25 protein-coding genes are annotated in these 21,206 nt (G+C 52.9%); 9 read left to right on the top strand and 16 right to left on the bottom strand.

Annotated elements, in window-relative coordinates:
* Positions 1-43: 43 nt before the first annotated feature.
* From glmM to rlmE, 4 genes are all read right to left on the bottom strand, one after another.
* Positions 44-1,381 carry a phosphoglucosamine mutase gene (glmM, locus tag KE671_RS12220; RefSeq protein WP_206163178.1) on the bottom strand — a complete coding sequence of 446 codons (1,338 nt, stop codon included), beginning with the start codon at positions 1,379-1,381 and terminating at the stop codon, positions 44-46.
* Positions 1,374-2,222, bottom strand: a complete 849-nt coding sequence (folP, locus tag KE671_RS12225; RefSeq protein ID WP_206163179.1) for a dihydropteroate synthase — start codon at positions 2,220-2,222, stop codon at positions 1,374-1,376. The genes glmM and folP overlap by 8 nt, the downstream gene beginning before the upstream one ends.
* Before the next feature lie 89 nt (positions 2,223-2,311).
* On the bottom strand, positions 2,312-4,243 hold the full coding sequence (ftsH, locus tag KE671_RS12230; RefSeq protein WP_042325087.1) for an ATP-dependent zinc metalloprotease FtsH: 1,932 nt from the start codon (positions 4,241-4,243) through the stop codon (positions 2,312-2,314).
* A gap of 99 nt (positions 4,244-4,342) precedes the next feature.
* Positions 4,343-4,972, bottom strand: a complete 630-nt coding sequence (rlmE, locus tag KE671_RS12235) for a 23S rRNA (uridine(2552)-2'-O)-methyltransferase RlmE (protein ID WP_042291855.1) — start codon at positions 4,970-4,972, stop codon at positions 4,343-4,345.
* Between the two features lie 126 nt (positions 4,973-5,098).
* Between rlmE and yhbY the strand changes: the two genes are divergently transcribed.
* The gene (yhbY, locus tag KE671_RS12240; protein ID WP_041686369.1) at positions 5,099-5,392 is read left to right on the top strand and encodes a ribosome assembly RNA-binding protein YhbY; all 294 of its coding nucleotides are present in this window, start codon (positions 5,099-5,101) and stop codon (positions 5,390-5,392) included.
* A 145-nt stretch (positions 5,393-5,537) separates the two neighbouring features.
* Here the strand turns inward: yhbY and greA are convergent, their stop codons facing one another.
* On the bottom strand, positions 5,538-6,014 hold the full coding sequence (gene greA, locus KE671_RS12245) for a transcription elongation factor GreA (RefSeq protein ID WP_206163180.1): 477 nt from the start codon (positions 6,012-6,014) through the stop codon (positions 5,538-5,540).
* 246 nt (positions 6,015-6,260) lie between these two features.
* On the opposite strand from greA, the gene dacB reads away from it, so the two are divergent.
* Entirely contained in the window at positions 6,261-7,694 is a 1,434-nt protein-coding gene (dacB, locus tag KE671_RS12250; protein ID WP_206163181.1) for a serine-type D-Ala-D-Ala carboxypeptidase, read from the top strand.
* 93 nt (positions 7,695-7,787) lie between these two features.
* On the opposite strand, the gene cgtA is transcribed toward dacB, so the two are convergent.
* The 4 genes from cgtA to rplU form a co-directional block, all read right to left on the bottom strand.
* On the bottom strand, positions 7,788-8,960 hold the full coding sequence (cgtA, locus tag KE671_RS12255; RefSeq protein WP_206163182.1) for an Obg family GTPase CgtA: 1,173 nt from the start codon (positions 8,958-8,960) through the stop codon (positions 7,788-7,790).
* Positions 8,961-8,975: 15 nt separating this feature from the next.
* Positions 8,976-9,941, bottom strand: a complete 966-nt coding sequence (locus tag KE671_RS12260; RefSeq protein ID WP_206163183.1) for a DMT family transporter — start codon at positions 9,939-9,941, stop codon at positions 8,976-8,978.
* A gap of 129 nt (positions 9,942-10,070) precedes the next feature.
* Positions 10,071-10,328: a 50S ribosomal protein L27 gene (gene rpmA / locus KE671_RS12265; RefSeq protein WP_003861831.1), complete on the bottom strand. Its 258-nt coding sequence runs from the start codon at positions 10,326-10,328 to the stop codon at positions 10,071-10,073.
* Positions 10,329-10,347: 19 nt separating this feature from the next.
* Positions 10,348-10,659, bottom strand: a complete 312-nt coding sequence (rplU, locus tag KE671_RS12270) for a 50S ribosomal protein L21 (RefSeq protein WP_003025032.1) — start codon at positions 10,657-10,659, stop codon at positions 10,348-10,350.
* 258 nt (positions 10,660-10,917) lie between these two features.
* Here rplU and ispB point away from each other — a divergent pair, with 258 nt between their 5' ends.
* Entirely contained in the window at positions 10,918-11,889 is a 972-nt protein-coding gene (gene ispB / locus KE671_RS12275) for an octaprenyl diphosphate synthase (protein WP_102602873.1), read from the top strand.
* 226 nt (positions 11,890-12,115) lie between these two features.
* Positions 12,116-12,403 (top strand): DNA-binding transcriptional regulator SfsB, encoded by a 288-nt coding sequence (sfsB, locus tag KE671_RS12280; RefSeq protein WP_061076180.1) that lies wholly within the window; start codon positions 12,116-12,118, stop codon positions 12,401-12,403.
* A 54-nt stretch (positions 12,404-12,457) separates the two neighbouring features.
* Here sfsB and murA read toward each other — a convergent pair whose 3' ends face one another.
* The 7 genes from murA to mlaF all read right to left on the bottom strand — a co-directional run bounded on the left by murA (position 12,458) and on the right by mlaF (position 17,338).
* Positions 12,458-13,717 carry a UDP-N-acetylglucosamine 1-carboxyvinyltransferase gene (gene murA / locus KE671_RS12285; protein WP_061076179.1) on the bottom strand — a complete coding sequence of 420 codons (1,260 nt, stop codon included), beginning with the start codon at positions 13,715-13,717 and terminating at the stop codon, positions 12,458-12,460.
* Positions 13,718-13,769: 52 nt separating this feature from the next.
* Complete coding sequence (gene ibaG / locus KE671_RS12290; protein ID WP_046488106.1) at positions 13,770-14,024, bottom strand: BolA family iron metabolism protein IbaG; 255 nt, start codon at positions 14,022-14,024, stop codon at positions 13,770-13,772.
* Positions 14,025-14,223: 199 nt separating this feature from the next.
* Positions 14,224-14,520: a lipid asymmetry maintenance protein MlaB gene (gene mlaB / locus KE671_RS12295; protein ID WP_206163184.1), complete on the bottom strand. Its 297-nt coding sequence runs from the start codon at positions 14,518-14,520 to the stop codon at positions 14,224-14,226.
* Entirely contained in the window at positions 14,520-15,155 is a 636-nt protein-coding gene (mlaC, locus tag KE671_RS12300) for a phospholipid-binding protein MlaC (RefSeq protein ID WP_206163185.1), read from the bottom strand. Before mlaC ends, mlaB begins: the two co-directional genes overlap by 1 nt.
* Positions 15,156-15,173: 18 nt before the next feature.
* Entirely contained in the window at positions 15,174-15,731 is a 558-nt protein-coding gene (gene mlaD, locus KE671_RS12305; protein WP_206163186.1) for an outer membrane lipid asymmetry maintenance protein MlaD, read from the bottom strand.
* A 4-nt stretch (positions 15,732-15,735) separates the two neighbouring features.
* Positions 15,736-16,518 (bottom strand): lipid asymmetry maintenance ABC transporter permease subunit MlaE, encoded by a 783-nt coding sequence (mlaE, locus tag KE671_RS12310; protein ID WP_206163187.1) that lies wholly within the window; start codon positions 16,516-16,518, stop codon positions 15,736-15,738.
* Between the two features lie 7 nt (positions 16,519-16,525).
* Positions 16,526-17,338 (bottom strand): phospholipid ABC transporter ATP-binding protein MlaF, encoded by an 813-nt coding sequence (gene mlaF, locus KE671_RS12315; protein ID WP_206163188.1) that lies wholly within the window; start codon positions 17,336-17,338, stop codon positions 16,526-16,528.
* A 208-nt stretch (positions 17,339-17,546) separates the two neighbouring features.
* Here mlaF and KE671_RS12320 point away from each other — a divergent pair, with 208 nt between their 5' ends.
* From KE671_RS12320 to lptA, 5 genes are read left to right on the top strand one after another with little or no spacing between them, the layout of a single operon-like run.
* Positions 17,547-18,524 carry a calcium/sodium antiporter gene (locus KE671_RS12320; protein WP_206163189.1) on the top strand — a complete coding sequence of 326 codons (978 nt, stop codon included), beginning with the start codon at positions 17,547-17,549 and terminating at the stop codon, positions 18,522-18,524.
* A gap of 14 nt (positions 18,525-18,538) precedes the next feature.
* Positions 18,539-19,525 (top strand): arabinose-5-phosphate isomerase KdsD, encoded by a 987-nt coding sequence (gene kdsD, locus KE671_RS12325; protein ID WP_042998302.1) that lies wholly within the window; start codon positions 18,539-18,541, stop codon positions 19,523-19,525.
* Positions 19,526-19,545: 20 nt separating this feature from the next.
* Positions 19,546-20,112 carry a 3-deoxy-manno-octulosonate-8-phosphatase KdsC gene (gene kdsC / locus KE671_RS12330; protein WP_206163190.1) on the top strand — a complete coding sequence of 189 codons (567 nt, stop codon included), beginning with the start codon at positions 19,546-19,548 and terminating at the stop codon, positions 20,110-20,112.
* On the top strand, positions 20,109-20,684 hold the full coding sequence (lptC, locus tag KE671_RS12335) for an LPS export ABC transporter periplasmic protein LptC (RefSeq protein ID WP_206163191.1): 576 nt from the start codon (positions 20,109-20,111) through the stop codon (positions 20,682-20,684). Before kdsC ends, lptC begins: the two co-directional genes overlap by 4 nt.
* Complete coding sequence (gene lptA / locus KE671_RS12340) at positions 20,653-21,201, top strand: lipopolysaccharide ABC transporter substrate-binding protein LptA (RefSeq protein ID WP_206163192.1); 549 nt, start codon at positions 20,653-20,655, stop codon at positions 21,199-21,201. Before lptC ends, lptA begins: the two co-directional genes overlap by 32 nt.
* Positions 21,202-21,206 lie beyond the last annotated feature (5 nt).

Raw genomic sequence — 21,206 nt, forward strand, 5'->3', positions numbered from 1 at the left:
AAAAAGGCAGCAAATGCCGCCTTTTTATGCAGTTAAGTCTGTGTTACACCGCTTTGACCGCATCCGCGATTCGATGGGCAAACTCGGTCACCTGCGCTTCATCTTCACCTTCTACCATCACGCGGATCAGCGGCTCGGTACCCGATTTACGCAGCAGCACACGGCCACGGCTACCCAGCGAGGATTCCACTTCTGCGGTGACCGCTTTCACGGTGTCATTTTCCAGCGGATCGCCGCTGCCGGCGGTGTAACGCACATTCACCAGAATCTGCGGGAACATTTTCATGCCGCTGCACAGATCGTGAAGGCTCATATGGTTACGCACCATCGCGGCAACCACCTGCAGCCCGGCAACAATGCCGTCGCCGGTGGTGGTTTTATCCAGCAAAATGACATGGCCGGAGTTTTCCGCTCCGATACGCCAGCCTTTTTCCTGCATTTTTTCCAGCACGTAGCGGTCACCCACTTTCGCACGGGTAAACGGAATGCCCAGTTGCTTGAGCGCCAGTTCCAGCCCCATGTTACTCATCAGCGTCCCGACCGCGCCACCACGCAGTTGTCCCTGACGCAGCGCTTCACGCGCGATGATATACATGATCTGATCGCCATCGACTTTATTACCCTGGTGGTCAACCATGATCACGCGATCGCCGTCGCCATCCAGCGCAATACCCAGATCGGCTTTTTCCGCGACCACGCGGGCCTGCAAAGCACGTACATCGGTGGCACCGACTTCTTCGTTAATGTTTACGCCATTCGGCTCGCAGCCAATAGTAATCACCTTCGCACCCAGTTCACGCAGTACGTTCGGTGCAATGTGGTAGGTCGCCCCGTTGGCGCAATCCACCACGATTTTTAGTTCGTTCAGGCTCAATTCGTTCGGGAATGTGCCTTTGCAAAACTCAATATAGCGCCCCGCCGCGTCGACTATACGGCTGGCTTTACCGAGTTCAGCGGAATCTACACAGGTGATCTCTTTTTCCATCTCCGCTTCAATGGCTTCTTCAACGGCGTCCGGCAGTTTAGTGCCGTCGATGGAGAAGAATTTAATCCCGTTGTCATAGAACGGGTTATGCGACGCGGAGATAACGATGCCGGCTTCTGCACGGAAAGTACGTGTCAGGTAAGCCACCGCAGGCGTCGGCATTGGCCCCGTAAAGGAGGCGGACAACCCTGCCGCCGCCAGACCAGCTTCAAGCGCTGACTCCAGCATGTAACCGGAAATACGGGTGTCTTTGCCGATGATGATTTTACGCGAGCCGTGGCGCGCCAGGACTTTACCGGCCGCCCAGCCCAACTTCAGTACAAAATCAGGCGTAATCGGCGCATCGCCGACGCGACCACGGATCCCATCGGTGCCAAAATATTTACGGTTACTCATAGCGTTTGTTTTCCTTTGCAGACAATGTGGCTTCCACCACACGCATCGCTTCTACGGTTTCTTTGACGTCATGGACACGAATGATCTGCGCCCCTTGCATAGCAGCAATGACCGCACAGGCAAGGCTACCGCTCAGACGCTCTGATGGCCCCACATTGAGCAGTTGGCCCACCATCGATTTACGTGACATTCCCACCAGCAGCGGCAGGTTAAAATGGTGAAATTCAGCCAGTCGCGCCAGTAATGTATAGTTGTGGGAGAGATTTTTACCGAAACCGAATCCCGGGTCGAGCAACAATTTCTCTTTTGCGATGCCAGCCCTTTCACAACGTGCTATTTGCTCAATAAAGTAGCGATTCACCTCTGCAAACACGTCCTCATATTTGGGTGCTTCCTGCATGGTCTTCGGTTGCCCCTGCATATGCATCAGACAAACCGGCAAACCAGTTTCTGCCGCCGCCTCCAGTGCACCGGGTTCAGAGAGCGAGCGAATATCGTTAATGATGTGAGCGCCCACTCTTGCCGATTCGCGGATCACTTCAGGCTTTGAGGTATCGACAGAAATCCAGACTTCAAAACGTTGGGCAATCGCCTCAACCACCGGGATAACACGCGCGAGTTCTTCTTCCACACTCACATCCGCCGCGCCAGGACGCGTAGACTCACCACCGACATCAATGATGGTTGCCCCGGCATTAATCATCAGATTGGCGTGCTTCACCGCGTCAATCAGCGTGTTATGCGTTCCACCATCCGAGAAAGAGTCCGGCGTGACGTTAAGGATCCCCATCACATGAGGATGGCTGAGATCCAGTGAAGTGCCCTGAGCGTAGAGTTTCATGGTGTTGTCCCTGGTAGAAATTAATAATAAAAAACCCCGGAGCAAGCCCCAGGGTTTTCAATAAAAACGCAGTCATCAACAACGGTGACTTATTTGTCGCCTAACTGCTCTGACATGGTATTACCTGGGTTCGGCGTGCGCGGTTCATCAACCGGACGCGGCGCACGAGGTGTGCCATTGTTGTCAGAATTGTTAGAGCCCGGTTCTTCCCAGCCAGCTGGCGGGCGAACATCGCGGCGAGCCATCAGGTCATCAATCTGCGGCGCATCAATGGTCTCATATTTCATGAGCGCATCTTTCATGGCGTGCAGGATGTCCATATTGTCATTCAGGAGTTGACGCGCACGATTGTAGTTACGCTCAATCAGCGCTTTCACTTCCTGGTCGATGATACGCGCGGTTTCATCGGACATATGTTTCGCTTTTGCAACGCTACGGCCGAGGAAAACTTCACCCTCTTCTTCCGCGTACAGCAACGGACCGAGTTTGTCAGAGAAGCCCCACTGGGTCACCATGTTACGCGCCAGGTTAGTCGCAACCTTAATGTCGTTCGATGCACCGGTAGAAACATGTTCCACACCGTAGATGATCTCTTCTGCCAGACGACCGCCATACAGTGTGGAGATCTGGCTTTCCAGTTTCTGACGGCTGGCGCTGATCGCGTCGCCTTCAGGCAGGAAGAAGGTCACACCCAGCGCACGACCGCGCGGGATAATCGTCACTTTATGCACCGGATCGTGTTCCGGTACCAGGCGACCGATAATCGCGTGGCCTGCTTCGTGATAAGCGGTCGATTCTTTCTGCGCTTCCGTCATCACCATGGAGCGACGTTCCGCACCCATCATGATTTTGTCTTTCGCTTTTTCGAACTCAACCATCGACACGACACGTTTATTGCCACGAGCCGCAAACAGCGCCGCTTCGTTCACCAGGTTCGCCAGGTCCGCACCAGAGAAGCCCGGCGTACCACGAGCAATGATTGCTGCGTCGATATCCGGCGCCAGCGGTACACGACGCATATGGACTTTCAGGATCTGTTCACGACCACGCACATCCGGCAAGCCGACCACAACCTGACGGTCGAAACGGCCTGGACGCAGCAGCGCAGGGTCCAGAACGTCCGGACGGTTAGTTGCCGCGATAACGATGATACCTTCGTTACCTTCGAAACCATCCATCTCAACCAGCATCTGGTTCAGGGTCTGTTCACGCTCATCATGACCGCCACCCAGACCTGCGCCACGCTGGCGACCTACGGCATCGATTTCATCGATGAAGATAATGCACGGAGCGGCTTTCTTGGCCTGTTCGAACATGTCACGCACACGAGATGCACCCACACCGACGAACATTTCCACGAAGTCAGAACCGGAAATCGTAAAGAAAGGAACCTTCGCTTCACCTGCAATGGCTTTCGCCAGCAAGGTTTTACCGGTACCCGGAGGACCGACCATCAGGACGCCTTTCGGGATTTTACCGCCCAGTTTCTGGAAGCGGCTCGGTTCGCGCAGGTATTCAACCAGTTCCGCTACCTCTTCTTTCGCTTCGTCACAACCTGCGACGTCGGCAAAAGTGGTTTTAATCTGATCTTCCGTCAGCATGCGCGCTTTGCTCTTACCGAACGACATGGCACCTTTGCCACCGCCGCCCTGCATCTGACGCATAAAGAAGATCCAGACGCCGATCAACAGCAGCATCGGGAACCAGGAAATGAAGATGGAAGCCAGCAGGCTCGGTTCTTCTGGTGGTTCACCCACAACCTTGACGTTCTTAGTCAGCAGGTTATCAAGCAGCTTCGGATCGTTTACCGGAATGTAAGTCGTGTAACGGTTACTATCTTTCTTGGTAACGTTGATCTCACGCCCGTTGATACGTGCTTCACGAACCTGGTCGTTGTTGACCTCTTGCAGGAAGGTAGAGTAATCCACCTTACGGCCATTAGACTCGCTGGGCCCAAAGCTCTGGAATACTGACATCAGCACAACGGCAATGACCAGCCAGAGTATTAGGTTTTTCGCCATGTCACTCAAGGGATTAACCTCTTATTACAACTGTGTTAAAAACAGCGTCAGGATACTCTATATCCAGCGTCTTTCAAACTTTCGTCTGAAATCGACCAGTTATGGTTTACGCCCGGTCGCTACAATATACACTTCACGCGAACGTGCGCGAGAAGAGTCCGGCTTACGAACTTTCACCTTCGTAAACAGGGAGCGAATTTCCCTAAGGTACTCATCGAAACCTTCGCCCTGGAACACCTTCACAACAAAACTGCCACCCGGCGCTAGCACATCACGACACATTTCTAACGCCAGTTCCACCAGATACATGGCACGGGGGATATCCACCGCCGGTGTTCCGCTCATGTTTGGCGCCATATCTGACATGACAACCTGAACCTTACTGTCACCCACGCGTTCCAGCAGCGCTTTCATGACAAGTTCATCACGAAAATCGCCCTGAAGAAAGTCCACACCAACGATAGGATCCATAGGTAAAAGATCACAAGCGATGATACGGCCTTTGCCGCCAATCTGCGAGACCACGTACTGTGACCAGCCTCCTGGCGCAGCACCGAGATCGACTACCGTCATCCCCGGCTTAAAAAGTTTGTCACTTTGCTGTATTTCATCAAGTTTAAACCAGGCACGGGAACGCAACCCCTTTTTCTGTGCCTCTTGAACATATTTATCGCTAAAGTGTTCCTGAAGCCAGCGACTCGAGCTGGCAGAACGCTTCTTACCTGTCATTTAACTTTCCCATCGGGGCAGAACATCGTTGCCATACGGCGTAAATTTCCACGCACTATTTGGCGATATATGGGAGATGGCGGTAGAATGACCCGTTTTCAATCCCAACGTAAGCAAAAATATACGATGAATCTGAGTACTAAACAAAAACAGCACCTGAAAGGTCTGGCACATCCGCTCAAGCCGGTCGTTATGCTTGGCAACAATGGTTTGACCGAAGGGGTACTGGCCGAGATTGAACAAGCGTTAGAGCACCATGAACTTATCAAGGTGAAAGTCGCGTCTGAAGATCGCGAAACAAAAACCTTGATCGTGGACGCTATCGTGCGCGAAACCGGCGCCTGTAATGTACAGGTCATCGGTAAAATGCTGGTGCTTTATCGCCCGAGTAAAGAACGCAAAATCTCGCTGCCGCGCTAAGAATATCCTAAAGTCGAACACAAAACCTGTGTAAAACGAGGGATTTCCCGCAAGCAGGAGAGCAAAATGCCACGCTCTCTTCGTTGATAAAAGGCCGCTATGCGGCCTTTTTCCTTTCTTTACAATACATCAACATCTTGAGCACTTACAGGTATTCTACCTTAGTGACTTCATATTCCACTTCACCGCCCGGCGTTTTGATCACCACGACGTCATCCTGTTCTTTGCCAATCAGACCACGGGCAATCGGCGAGTTGACGGAAATCAGGTTCTGTTTGAAGTCCGCTTCGTCATCGCCCACGATACGCCAGGTCTGCTCTTCATCGTTATCAAGGTTCAAAACGGTGACTGTGGCACCAAAGACAACGCGGCCGTTATTCGGCATTTTGGTGACATCGATGACCTGCGCATTCGACAGCTTAGCTTCGATGTCTTTGATACGACCTTCACAGAACCCTTGCTGTTCGCGCGCTGCGTGATATTCCGCATTCTCTTTCAGATCGCCATGCTCACGCGCTTCGGCAATAGCGGCGATAATTTCAGGGCGGCGCACAGATTTCAGATAATCCAGCTCTTCGCGTAATTTTTCTGCACCACGTAAGGTCATCGGAATCGCTTGCATTTGTTATACCTCTTGAACATTCCTGTAGGGGGCGATCGTTCCACCCCGGCTGTTAAGCCTGCCCCGGTATAGCGTCATACCTGGGCCAGAAGCAAAAAAATACCGACCCGGACGCAAGGTCCAGGTCAGCTACAATTCTTAATTTGATACTCATTTTACCCTGGAGTTCCCTATGGGTCATCGTTTACTTTCCAGGGCATTGCGCCGTAGTATGACGGCTTGTTTCCAGGTTGTTAGCGCGAGATTATGCGATTTTCCAGATTTATCATCGGATTGACCACCAGTGTTGCGTTCGGCGTTCAGGCCGCGAACGTTGACGAGTACATCAACCAGCTTCCAGCCGGGGCCAACCTTGCTCTTATGGTCCAGAAGGTTGGCGCCCAGACTCCCGCAATTGATTATCATAGTCAGCAAATGGCGCTTCCTGCCAGTACGCAGAAAGTGATTACCGCGCTGGCGGCCCTTATTCAGCTTGGCCCGGACTTCCGCTTTACAACCACGCTGGAGACCAAAGGCAGCGTTAATGCGGGTATTCTGAAAGGGGACTTAGTTGCGCGATTTGGTGGCGATCCGACGCTAAAAAGGCAGGATCTTCGGAATATGGTGGCGAACCTGAAAAAATCAGGCGTCACGCAAATTGCCGGAAATGTTCTTATCGATACCTCTGTGTTTGCCAGTCATGATAAAGCGCCAGGGTGGCCCTGGAACGACATGGCCCAGTGCTTCAGCGCACCGCCTGCGGCCGCGATTGTCGACAGGAACTGCTTCTCCATTTCGCTCTACAGCGCGCAAAAAGCGAACGATTTGGCCTATATTCGCGTCGCTTCTTACTATCCGGTCACGATGTTTAGTCAGGTACGCACCCTCGCACGCGGCTCAGCGGAAGCGCAGTATTGTGAGCTGGACGTCGTTCCGGGCGACTTAAATCGCTTCACGCTGACCGGTTGTCTGCCGCAACGCGCCGACCCTCTCCCGCTGGCCTTTGCCATCCAGGACGGTGCCAGCTATGCCGGGGCGATCCTGAAAGATGAGTTAAAACAAGCCGGTATTACCTACAGCGGAACATTACTGCGCCAGACGCAGGTCAATGAGCCAGGTACCATTGTGGCAAGCAAGCAGTCTGCACCGCTGCACGATCTGCTTAAGATTATGCTGAAAAAGTCGGACAACATGATTGCCGATACGGTCTTCCGAATGATTGGCCACGCACGGTTTAATGTGCCGGGAACGTGGCGAGCAGGTTCCGATGCCGTGCGGCAGATCCTGCGCCAGCAGGCAGGGGTAGATATTGGTAACACAATCATTGCCGATGGTTCCGGCTTGTCTCGCCATAACCTGATTGCCCCCGCGACTATGATGCAGGTACTGCAATACATCGCGCAGCATGACAACGAGCTGAACTTCATCTCAATGCTGCCGCTGGCGGGCTATGACGGTTCTCTGCAGTACCGTGCGGGTCTGCATCAGGCAGGTGTGGATGGTAAGGTTTCCGCAAAAACGGGGTCATTACAGGGGGTATACAACCTGGCGGGCTTTATTACCACCGCCAGCGGACAACGGATGGCGTTTGTGCAATATCTGTCGGGTTATGCGGTAGAACCTGCCGATCAGCGTAACCGCCGCATTCCGCTGGTACGCTTCGAGAGTCGGTTGTACAAAGATATTTATCAGAACAACTAGGTGGCATGATGCCGGATGATGACGTTAGCACGTATTATCCGGCCTACATCCCATCGTAGGCCGGATAAACATCAGCGCCATCCGACAATAAGATTAACGCTTATAGATAAACTCGACGCCTTCTTCGTCGTCTTCGTCCCAGTCGTCATCCCAGTCGTCTTCCGCCTCTTCTTCAACTTCAGAGAGCTGCTGGCGATGATAATCATCCCACATGAACTCGACTTTCTCCGGCTGCTTCGCTTCTTCCGTTTGAGTAATCGGGTTCTCGATGATAAAGGTCATCACATCCCAGCAGAGATCCTTCACGCCCAGCTGACTGGCGGCAGAGATCAGATAGTATTTATCTTCCCAGCCCAGCGCTTGCGCGATAGCCTTGGCTTTCTCTTCTGCTTCGGCTTTGTCGAGCAAATCGATCTTGTTGAACACTAACCAGCGCGGTTTGGCCGCCAGATCCTGGCTGTATTTTTCCAGCTCACCGATGATGATGCGCGCATTCTCAACCGGATCGGAACCGTCGATCGGATCGATATCGATGAGGTGCAGCAGTACGCGGCAACGCTCAAGGTGTTTCAGGAAGCGAATGCCCAGACCGGCACCTTCCGCAGCGCCTTCAATCAGCCCCGGAATGTCCGCAACCACGAAGCTCTTCTCGTTATCCATACGGACAACGCCAAGGCTCGGCACCAGCGTGGTAAACGGATAATCCGCTACTTTAGGTTTCGCCGCAGAGACCGCACGGATAAAGGTCGACTTACCGGCATTTGGCATTCCCAGCATGCCCACATCCGCCAGCAGCATCAGCTCCAGCAACAGGTCACGCTTGTCACCTGGCGTCCCCATCGTTTTCTGACGCGGCGTACGGTTGACGGAAGATTTAAAACGGGTGTTACCCAGACCGTGCCAGCCGCCTTTTGCGACCATCAGACGCTGACCGTGTTTGGTCATGTCACCCATGGTTTCGCCCGTGCCCTGGTCTATCACACGCGTACCGACCGGCACTTTAATGGTGACATCTTTCCCTCGTTTACCGGTACAGTCGCGGCTGGCACCATTCTGCCCCCGCTCTGCACGGAAAGATTTCTCAAAACGGTAGTCAATCAGGGTGTTCAGGTTTTCGTCGGCTTCCATCCAGACGTCACCACCATCACCACCATCGCCGCCGTCCGGGCCGCCTTTCGGAATGTATTTCTCACGGCGGAAGCTTACACAACCATTACCGCCATCGCCTGCAACGACCAGAATCGTTGCTTCATCAACAAACTTCATTTTACTCTCCGTAAATCATTCGCCTGAGCGGGGCTGCGATACCACCGATTCATGCTTACGTAATCCGCCCCAAATACGATGACCAATGGCGGAATACATCGCGCCCGCAACCACGACAAACGCACCGAGATAACCGAGAAGGTTTAACATCGGTCTGGCGAAGAAATCGGGCCAGGCCATAGATAAAAGATCTGAAAATAACAGCGTAAACAGCGGGGTGAGCGTGATTAATGCGCTCACCTGCGCTGCCTGCCATCGCGCCATCGCTTCCGCCAGGGCGCCATATCCTACCAGTGTATTCAGCCCACAGAAAATCAAACAGGCAAGCTGCCAGTCACTGAGCTGGGCTATTACACCGGGCTTCGCCAGCGGCAACAGCGCCATCGTACATAAAGTGTACAGCAAAAACAGAATCTGCGGCGATGCCAGACGCCGCAATAACACCTTTTGCGCGACGCCATAACTTACCCAGACCGTAGCCGCACCGACGCCAAAAATGACACCCCAGGTGTAATCGGTCAGCCTGGTGAAAATTTCGATCAGACTGGTATTGAAGAACATCACCAGTCCGCATAACAGCATTATCGCGCCGACAATCTGCGTTCCGCGCATTTTCTCTTTAAGGATAAATACGCTTGCGACCATCATCCCCACCGGCGATAGTTGGCCGATCACCTGCGAAGCCGTTGGGCTCAGATACTGCAGTGAAGAGCTAAACAGGATGAAGTTGCCAAAGAGTCCAGCGGTGGCAATTGCTAACAGGATCAACCAGCGCGACTTGCGGAAAATTCGCAGCGGCGGAAGCTTACGCTTCGCAGCCAGAATCGCTCCAAGGCCAACACTGGCGATTAAAAAACGGTAAAAAACGATGGTAGGAGGCTCCATTACCTCCAGCACCTGCTTCATAGCAATTGGCAAAGCCCCCCAACATACCGCCGTTGTGAGCGCCAAAAGAATACCAATGCCAGCCTGCTGCTTCATGCCCGTTTTCCCTGCAAGGGCTCGTTATCCGGTGCAAAGCGGTTTCACGAGCATATTTACCGGTCGTCGAATGTAAAAAGCCCCGCAACAGGGTGCGGGGCTTTTATCCGTTACCGGACCACGAAAAACTTACTCAGCAACAATGCTGATGTATTTACGGTTGTTCGGGCCTTTAACTTCAAATTTCACTTTACCGTCTGCTTTAGCAAACAGAGTGTGGTCACGACCGCAACCTACGTTAGTGCCAGCGTGGAACTTGGTACCACGTTGACGAACGATGATGCTACCCGCCAGAACGGATTCGCCACCGAAACGCTTAACGCCCAGGCGTTTAGCTTCTGAATCGCGACCGTTACGAGTTGAGCCGCCAGCCTTTTTATGTGCCATTTAAATCTCTCCTCAGGTCTTAGGCGCTGATGCCAGTAATTTTCACATCAGTGAACCACTGACGATGGCCCTGCTGCTTACGATAGTGTTTACGACGACGAAACTTAACGATTTTAACTTTCTCGCCACGACCGTGAGCAACAACTTCAGCTTTGATAACGCCGCCATCAACGAAAGGAACGCCGATTTTGACTTCTTCACCGTTTGCGATCATCAGAACTTCAGCGAATTCAACAGATTCGCCAGTTGCGATGTCCAGCTTTTCCAGGCGAACGGTCTGACCTTCGCTTACTCGGTGTTGTTTACCACCACTTTGGAAAACCGCGTACATAAAAAACTCCGCTTCCGCGCACACCTTTTCAATGATTCAGAGTGCGCTATAAATATTCACAATAGGGCGCGAATATTACGCAAAACGTGAGTCTTTGACAAGTGCTACAGTCAATACATGAAGAAAAAAAACACAACGTGTACGGTAACGTTTATCTGCGGCGTTTTTTCAGTACAATCAGCATATATTTCTAACCCTAAACCCTAAGTTACCTTGCCGCATGATGAGGTAAACGGGGCGAAAAGCCCGGCTTTTGCGATGAATTTAGAAAAAATCAATGAGTTAACCGCGCAAGATATGGCGGGTGTCAATGCGACAATCCTTGAACAACTTAATTCCGACGTCCAACTGATCAACCAGTTGGGCTATTACATTGTGAGCGGTGGCGGTAAACGCATTCGCCCGATGATTGCCGTACTCGCGGCGCGCGCCGTTGGCTATCAGGGAAATGCCCATGTCACGATCGCGGCATTGATCGAATTTATCCACACCGCCACCCTGCTTCATGACGATGTGGTGGATGAATCCGATATGCGCCGCGGCAAAGCCACGGCGAACGCCGCGTTTGGTAATGCCGCCAGCGTGCTGGTTGGCGATTTTATCTATACCCGCGCTTTCCAGATGATGACCAGCCTCGGCTCGCTGAAAGTGCTGGAAGTGATGTCTGAAGCCGTGAACGTCATTGCTGAAGGTGAAGTCCTGCAGTTAATGAACGTTAATGATCCGGACATTACGGAAGAAAGCTATATGCGCGTGATCTACAGTAAAACAGCGCGTCTGTTTGAAGCGGCGGCGCAGTGTTCCGGTCTGCTTGCGGGCTGCAGTGAAGCCGAAGAGAAAGGACTGCAGGACTACGGTCGTTATCTGGGCACTGCATTCCAGTTGATTGATGATCTACTGGACTATAACGCCGACGGCGAACAGCTCGGTAAAAATGTCGGTGATGACCTGAACGAAGGCAAACCGACGTTACCACTGCTGCATGCGATGCGTAACGGCACGCCAGAGCAGGCGCAAATGATTCGCCATGCGATCGAGCAAGGCAATGGCCGACACCTCCTGGAGCCCGTGCTGGAAGCGATGAACGCCTGCGGCTCACTGGAATGGACACGCCAGCGTGCGGAAGAAGAGGCAGACAAAGCCATCGCCGCGCTGCAAGTGCTGCCGGATTCACAATGGCGCGAAGCGTTGATTGGCCTGGCGCATATCGCCGTCCAGCGCGATCGTTAATAACAATGAAATTATCCCGCCAACCTGCGCGGGATGATTCATGAAAATTCCAATAAAACCAACTCAACCTCTCTACTTGCTGCAAACAAAGCAATAATCCTTAATAAATTCTGAATATTTAAACTCTTTACTAGAACATATTAGAACATTAATTCTCTGAGCGTATAGTGTCTTCTGCAAATTGATTGCGTAAATCAACAATGAATGACCATGAACGAGGGGATAAATGGAGAGCAAACTCATTGACTGGCATCCGGCAGATATCATTGCTGGATTACGTAAAAGAGGGACATCAATGGCTGCCGAGTCACGCAGAAATGGATTAAGTTCCTCCACGCTGGCAAACGCCTTAACCCGACCGTGGCCGAAAGGCGAACTGATTATTGCAAAAGCGCTCGGAACGGATCCCTGGGTGATCTGGCCTTCACGTTACCATGACGCGAAAACCCATGCGTTTATCGACAGAACGCGCATGATGCGGGCTGCACGTCGTGACAAGCAGGATGTAGAGTAAGGCACAAAGCAGTAGCCCCAGCCACCGGCGTGAGGCTACTGCTTTCATTTACGCTTATTCGGCTTTTACGCGCTCAATATTAGCGCCCAGCGCACGCAGTTTATCTTCGATACGCTCGTAACCACGATCGATATGATAAATACGATCCACGACCGTCGTCCCTTCCGCAATACATCCCGCCAGCACCAGACTGGCCGAAGCACGCAGATCCGTCGCCATCACCTGCGCGCCGGAGAGCTTATCGACTCCGTGACAAATCACGGTATTACTTTCGATTTCCGCATGAGCGCCCATACGGCTCAGCTCAGGCACGTGCATAAAGCGGTTTTCAAACACGGTTTCGGTGATGAATCCGGTCCCTTCTGCTACCAGGTTCAGCAGCGTGAACTGGGCCTGCATGTCCGTCGGGAATGCCGGGTGCGGCGCGGTGCGCACGTTTACAGCTTTCGGACGCTTACCGTGCATGTCAAGACTGATCCAGTCTTCACCCACTTCGATATCCGCACCTGCATCACGCAGTTTCGCCAGTACCGCGTCCAGCGTATCCGGCTGCGCATTACGACAGATGATTTTACCGCGAGAAATCGCCGCGGCGACCAGGAAAGTCCCGGTTTCGATACGGTCCGGCAATACGCGATAGACACCGCCGCCCAGACGTTCTACGCCTTCGATGGTGATACGATCGGTACCCTGGCCAGAAATTTTCGCCCCCAGCGCAATCAGGAAATTGGCCGTGTCGACAATTTCGGGTTCACGGGCGGCGTTTTCAATGATGGTGGTGCCTTCCGCCAGCGTCGCGGCACACATGATTGTCACCGTTGCGCCAACGCTGACTTTATCCATGACGATATGTGCGCCTTTCAGGCGGCCATCCACGGAGGCTTTCACATAGCCTTCTTCCAGGGTGATCGTCGCCCCCAGTTGCTCCAGACCGGTGATATGCAGGTCCACCGGACGTGCGCCGATCGTGCAACCACCAGGCAGAGAGACCTGGCCCTGGCCAAAACGGGCTACCAGCGGCCCCAGCGCCCAAATCGATGCGCGCATGGTTTTTACCAGGTCATATGGTGCGCAAAAAACATTTACATCGCGGGCATCGATGTGCACGGAGCCATTGCGTTCCACTTTCGCGCCAAGCTGACTCAACAGCTTCATCGAGGTATCAACGTCCTTCAGTTTCGGGACGTTTTGGATCTCTACCGGCTCTTCCGCCAGCAACGCGGCAAAAAGGATCGGTAGAGCGGCGTTTTTCGCGCCAGAAATTGTGACTTCGCCCTGGAGGCGGGTTGGCCCCTGTACACGAAATTTATCCATGATGTTGTTCTCAGTTAAAATTCATCGTCGTTACCGGTGTGTCACCCGTAACTCAAAAACCGTTTAATTTACGATCGCGCGCCCACTCTGCGGGGGTATACGCTTTGATCGACAGGGCATGTATGCGGTTGTCCGCAATGTACTCCATCAGCGGCGCATAGATCGACTGCTGCTTCTTCACCCGGCTCATGCCGTCAAACATCTCACCCACGGCAATAACCTGAAAGTGACTGCCATCGCCAGAGACGTGGACTTCCTGGAGGGAGAGTGCATTCATCAGCACGCTCTGAATTTCATTATTTTCCATGGGCTCTTCATTCGTCAGATTGTGAAAACAGCCCAACATATTAGAGCAAAGTTGCGCTGTCATAAATAAGCATAAGGTCAAGCTGATAAATCATCGCCGCAAAAAGCCGGATGGCGACGCTAATGCATCGTATCCGGCCTACGAAACCAGAAATGAAAGGTAGGCCGGATAAGACGTATACGCCGCCATCCGGCATGAATTACAGGCGGGGAAGCACGTCAGCAGGCAAATTATAGAGTTTCGCCAGGGTGAAGACTTTGTCATTCACCCCCGTCAGCGACACATTGTTGCCCTGCTTTTTCGCCAGACTGATGAGATGGACCAGTAGCGCCAGTCCCCCTGTATCCACTCGGGACACCTGACTGAGATCGATACTGGTCACACCGGTCATCGCTTCAGTGCGTGCATCCCACAAAGGATTAAGCACATCCTGGTCCAGTTCGCCCACCAGCACCAGTTGCTCACCGTCACGCGTCCAGTTGAGTGACTGAGTCATTACTTCTTCTCTTCCAGCGTGATTTTTTGCTGCGCGATAGATTTCAGTTGCGCCGTCAAACCATCGATCCCTTTGGTACGCAGCAGATCGCTCCACTCGTTCTGTTTGGTGGTGATCATGCTGACGCCTTCGGCGATCATGTCATAGGCCTGCCACTGACCCGTTTGGGTATTTTTACGCCACTGGAAGTCCAGACGTACCGGAGGACGCCCGTTTGGATCGAGAATGGTTACGCGGATCGGAACGATGGTCGCATCGCCCAACGGTTGTTCTGGAGCAATCTGATACGTCTGACCGTGATACATTGCCAGCGCCTGACCGTAGGCCTGTTTCAGATATTCACGAAATGCAGCGAAATAGGCTTCACGCTGAGCCGGAGTGGCCTCTTTGTAATAACGACCCAACACCAGTGCACCAGCGTATTTCACCTGCACATACGGCAGCAGCTCCTGGTCAACCACATCACGCAGATAGTCCGGATTAGAACGGATTTTCGGCTGTTCGTTTTTCAGGCGGTCGAAGGTTTTCTGCGCCGCTTCATCCATTAACTTGTAAGGATTGGTCTGATCGGCAGCAATGGCGGTGCTCAGCGGTGCAATCACCAGCAAAGCCACCATCATTAAACGCTTAAGCATAATTCGATTCTCCTGAGATTAATTCGTTGTGCCCGCAGGCCCAGTCGCTTCATTATGGCTTTCTGTCGGCGCCGGCGCATCGCCAGAATTCTTATTGTCATCGCCTTTACTGTTGCTGTTGTAAAGGAACTGACCAATCATGTCTTCCAGCACCATCGCGGATTTGGTGTCCTGAATTGTGCCGCCATCTTTGAGGATAGACGTCCCTAGCTCAGGATCTTCAAAACCGACGTTCAGCGCCAGATATTGTTCCCCCAGAAGACCGGACGTCCGAATACTCAGTGAACTGGTATCAGGAATGTGGTTATAGCGCTCTTCAATGTCCAACGTCACGCGCGGTAAATAGGTCTTCGGATCGAGAGAGATGTCCGCCACGCGCCCCACCACAACGCCACCGATACGTACTGGCGAACGCACTTTCAGGCCGCCAATATTATCGAATGTCGCATAAATCGTGTAGGTCGGTTCTGTGCGCATGGAGGTCACGTTGGCCGCCTTCAGGCAGACAAACAGTGCGGCCAGTAATGCGGCTAACAAAAAGATCCCCACCCAAATTTCATTCTTTTTCGTTTGCATGAACTCAATTCCCAAACATCAATGCGGTCAGTACAAAGTCCAGACCCAGAACGGCCAGCGACGAGTGCACAACGGTGCGTGTGGTTGCCCGGCTGATTCCCGCCGAGGTCGGGATCGCATCATAGCCATTGAACAATGCAATCCAGGTTACCGTAATGGCGAACACCACGCTTTTAATCAAACAGTTAACCAGATCCAGACGCCAGTCGACGGCATTCTGCATCGCAGACCAGAAGAAGCCAGCGTCAATTCCTTTCCAGCTTACGCCGACCAGAGAACCACCCCAGATCCCGACGGCTACAAATAAAATCGTCAGCAGCGGCAGTGAAATCACGCCCGCCCAGAAACGTGGAGAGATCACCCGGCGCAGTGGATCGACGGCCATCATTTCCATACTGGAAAGCTGCTCGGTCGCACGCATCAGACCGATTTCCGCGGTCAATGCGGAACCCGCACGACCAGCAAACAGCAGCGCGGCGACGACCGGGCCAAGTTCACGCAATAGCGACAACGCCACCAGCATACCCAGACTGGTTTCCGCGCTGTAGGTGGTGAGCACCAGATACCCTTGCAGCCCCAGCACCATGCCGATAAACACGCCAGAAACAAGAATAATCAGCATCGAGAGGACGCCGACATTGTAAAGCTGGCGAATCAGCAGCGGCGCGTGTTTGCGAAACTCCGGCTTGCCGACCAGCGCATTGAATAACATTAACCCGGCGCGCCCGAACGTTCTGAGGGTTTTAATCCCCTTATGTCCCAGCGTCGCCAGTGCATTTAACAGCATGAGTGGCTTAACTCCCTGTTCCGAGTAAATCAGAGTGATAATCGCCCGCAGGATAGCGGAACGGGACCGGTCCGTCTGCAATGCCATCCAGGAACTGACGCACACGCGGGTCGTCATTCTCTTGCAGCGCCTGCGCGCTGCCGTGGGCCACAATCTTTTTGTCCGCCATAATATAAGCGTGATCGGCAATGCTCAGGACTTCCGGCACATCGTGAGAGACCACGACGCAGGTCACGCCCAGCGCACTGTTTAATTCTGAAATCAGTTTGACCAGCACGCCCATGGTGATCGGATCCTGACCGACAAACGGTTCGTCAAACATGATGAGATCTGGCTCCAGCGCAATGGCACGTGCTAACGCCGCCCGGCGAGCCATCCCACCAGACAGTTCAGAGGGCATCAGTTTTGCGGCACCACGCAGGCCGACGGCTTCCAGTTTCATCATCACCGTGCTCTTCAGTAACGGTGGGGGAAGCGTTGTATGTTCACGCAGCGGATAAGCCACGTTATCAAATACGTTCATGTCAGTGAACAGCGCCCCTGACTGAAACAGCATGCTCATCCGTTTTCGTACCGTATAAAGCCGCGAGCGGGACATCGCCGGGATGTTCTCGCCATCAAACAGGATTTCGCCCTTATCTGGCGCAATCTGTCCGCCAATCAGGCGCAGCAGCGTCGTTTTACCAATGCCCGATGGCCCCATGATCGCGGTGATCTTTCCACGCGGCACTGTCAGGGAGATATTATCGAAAATGCAGCGATCGCCACGCGTAAAGCTGACATCGCGCATATCGACTAAATTCGCCACAGACTGACCCATTGATTCATCCTTCGTGTTGCTTGTTGATCTAAGCATGGTGCTGAATGTGACCATGAACCCAACATATTTACAGAATATTACCCGTGCTGGTTAGCTAAAGCTGGCATTTGTTTTACTTTTTAGCTGCATAAAGTCAAAATTAAGACTTCGTTACGGTTTCCAGACGATCCCGGTGGACCGGCGAGTATACCTGAAGAAAGGACTTTAGATGCTTTTAGCCACGGCGCTGTTAATTATTGGTTTATTATTGGTCGTCTACGGCGCCGACCGCCTGGTATTTGCCGCCTCAATCTTATGCCGAACCTTCGGGATCCCGCCGCTGATTATCGGCATGACGGTAGTCAGTATAGGTACATCTCTGCCTGAAATTATTGTTTCTGTCGCCGCCTCTCTGCACGGACAGTTAGATTTGGCCGTCGGCACTGCGATCGGTTCTAACATTACCAACATTTTATTGATCCTCGGGCTCGCCGCGCTGATCCACCCTTTTACCGTGCATTCTGATGTTCTGCGTCGCGAATTGCCGCTAATGTTGCTGGTGAGTGTCGTGGCAGGATCCGTACTGTATGACGGACAACTCAACCGCAGCGATGGTATCTTTCTGTTACTGTTAGCCGTGTTATGGCTGCTGTTCATTGTTAAAATTGCCCGTCTCGCTGAGCGTCAGGGCAATGACAGCCTCACCCGGGAGCAGGTTGCCGAGTTACCGCGCGAAGGCGGATTACCGGTCGCGTTTTTATGGCTGGGCATAGCGCTGATTATCATGCCGATGGCGACACGAATGGTGGTAGATAACGCCACTGTGATTGCCAACTATTTCGCGATGAGCGAACTGACGATTGGTCTGACGGTGATCGCGATTGGCACCAGCCTGCCTGAACTGGCAACCGCCATCGCGGGCGTGCGCAAAGGTGAAAATGATATTGCAGTGGGCAATATCATCGGCGCGAACATTTTTAACCTCACCATTGTCCTCGGTCTTCCCGCCCTGATTACGCCGGGTGACGTCAACCCACTGGCGTTCAATCGTGACTACAGCGTGATGCTGCTGGTGAGCATCATCTTTGCATTACTCTGCTGGCGGCGTCCCCGCCAGTCCGGTCGCGGCGCGGGTGTGCTGCTGACCGGCGGTTTTATCGTATGGCTGGCGATGTTGTATTGGTTATCGCCACTTCTCGTTGGATAACTGGAAACAGATATATGTCGCACTTAGCGTTACAACCGGGTTTTGACTTTCAGCAAGCCGGCAAAGAGGTTCTGGCGATTGAACGTGAAGGCCTGGCGGAGCTCGATCAGTACATCAACCAGGATTTCACTCTCGCCTGTGAAAAAATGTTCAACTGCACCGGCAAAGTGGTGGTGATGGGCATGGGGAAATCGGGGCATATTGGCCGCAAAATGGCCGCGACCTTTGCCAGCACCGGCACCTCTTCATTTTTCGTTCATCCTGGCGAAGCCGCCCACGGCGATCTGGGGATGGTCACCTCGCAGGATGTAGTGATTGCCATCTCCAACTCCGGGGAATCCAGCGAGATCGCTGCTCTGATTCCGGTCCTTAAGCGACTGCAGGTTCAACTTATTTGCATCACCGGTCGACCAGAAAGCAGCATGGCGCGTGCTGCGGATGTCCATCTGTGTGTTAAAGTACCGCAAGAAGCCTGTCCGCTTGGGCTGGCACCGACGAGCAGCACCACCGCCACACTAGTGATGGGCGATGCGCTGGCGGTGGCGTTGTTAAAGGCGCGCGGCTTTACCGCGGAGGATTTTGCTCTGTCACATCCGGGCGGTGCGCTGGGGCGAAAACTGCTGCTGCGCGTAAACGATATTATGCATACGGGTGATGAAATCCCGCATGTTACCAAAGAAGCCAGCCTGCGCGATGCGCTGCTGGAAATCACCCGCAAGAACCTCGGGATGACCGTGATTTGCGATGATGCGATGAAGATCGACGGTATCTTCACCGACGGTGATTTACGTCGCGTCTTTGATATGGGCGTTGACGTGCGCCAGCTCGGTATCGCCGACGTGATGACGCCTGGAGGCATTCGTGTGCGCCCCGGCATTCTGGCGGTCGATGCGCTGAACTTAATGCAGTCTCGCCATATCACCTCCGTAATGGTTGCCGATGGCGACCAGTTACTCGGTGTGTTACATATGCATGATCTCCTGCGTGCAGGCGTTGTGTAGAAATTCAAGGATAAAGAGAAATGAGCAAAGCAGGTGCGTCGCTTGCGACCTGTTATGGACCCGTCAGCGCTGACGTCATCGCCAAAGCAGAGAATATCCGTCTGCTGATTCTTGATGTCGATGGCGTGCTGTCGGATGGCCTGATTTATATGGGCAACAACGGTGAAGAACTGAAGGCTTTCAACGTCCGTGACGGTTACGGGATCCGTTGTGCGCTAACGTCTGATATTGACGTCGCTATTATTACCGGACGAAAGGCTAAACTAGTAGAAGATCGGTGTGCCACACTCGGCATCACACACCTGTATCAGGGGCAATCGGATAAACTGGTCGCTTTTCACGATCTGCTGATAAAACTGGACATTGCGCCAGAGAACGTGGCGTACGTCGGTGACGATCTGATTGACTGGCCGGTGATGGAAAAAATTGGCCTGAGCATTGCCGTTGCGGATGCACATCCGTTACTGCTGCCACGCGCGGATTACGTCACGAAAATCGCAGGCGGACGCGGCGCGGTTCGAGAAGTCTGTGATTTATTATTACTGGCGCAGGGTAAGCTTGATGAGGCCAAAGGGCAATCGATATGAGTAAAGCCAGACGTTGGGTTATCATTCTACTGTCGTTGGCCGTGCTGGTGCTGATTGGGATTAATCTGGCCGATAAAGACGACACGGCTCAGGTGGTAGTGAATACGAGCGATCCGACCTACAAGAGCGAGCATACGGATACCGTTGTCTACAGTCCGGAAGGCGCACTGAGCTATCGTTTGATCGCCCAACATGTTGAATATTATTCCGATCAGGCCGTTTCGTGGTTCACGCAACCCGTATTAACGACATTTGATAAGGAGAAGATCCCGACATGGTCAATCAAGGCAGATAAAGCCAAGCTGACCGAGGATCGGATGCTGTATCTTTATGGTCACGTTGAAGTCAACGCGCTGGTGCCTGACGCTCAACTTCGCAGAATTACCACCGATAACGCGCAGATCAATCTGGTGACGCAGGATGTTACCTCTGAAGACCTCGTCACGTTATACGGATCAACATTTAACTCCAGCGGACTGAAAATGCGCGGCAACTTACGCAGCAAGAACGCCGAGCTGATTGAAAAGGTTAGAACCTCCTATGAAATTCAAAACAAACAAACTCAGCCTTAATCTTGTGCTTGCCAGCTCACTTCTGGCCGCCAGCATTCCGGCGTTCGCCGTCACTGGCGATACCGAACAACCGATTCACATTGAATCGGACCAGCAGTCTCTGGATATGCAGGGTAACGTCGTGACCTTCACTGGCAATGTCATTGTGACCCAGGGCACCATCAAAATTAACGCCGATAAGGTGGTCGTTACTCGCCCCGGCGGCGAAGAGGGAAAAGAGGTCATTGATGGCTTCGGCAACCCGGCCACCTTCTATCAAATGCAGGACAACGGTAAGCCAGTAAAAGGCCATGCGTCAAAAATGCATTATGAGCTGGCGAAAGACTTTGTCGTGCTCACCGGCAATGCGTACCTGGAACAGCTCGACAGCAACATTACCGGGGACAAAATTACCTATCTGGTGAAAGAGCAGAAAATGCAGGCCTTCAGTGAAAAAGGCAAGCGTGTGACCACCGTTCTGGTTCCGTCGCAGTTGCAGGACAAAAACCAGACCCCGGCTCAGAAGAAGAGTAACTAATTCGT

Source organism: Citrobacter amalonaticus, assembly GCF_018252635.1.
Classification (GTDB): domain Bacteria; phylum Pseudomonadota; class Gammaproteobacteria; order Enterobacterales; family Enterobacteriaceae; genus Citrobacter_A; species Citrobacter_A amalonaticus_E.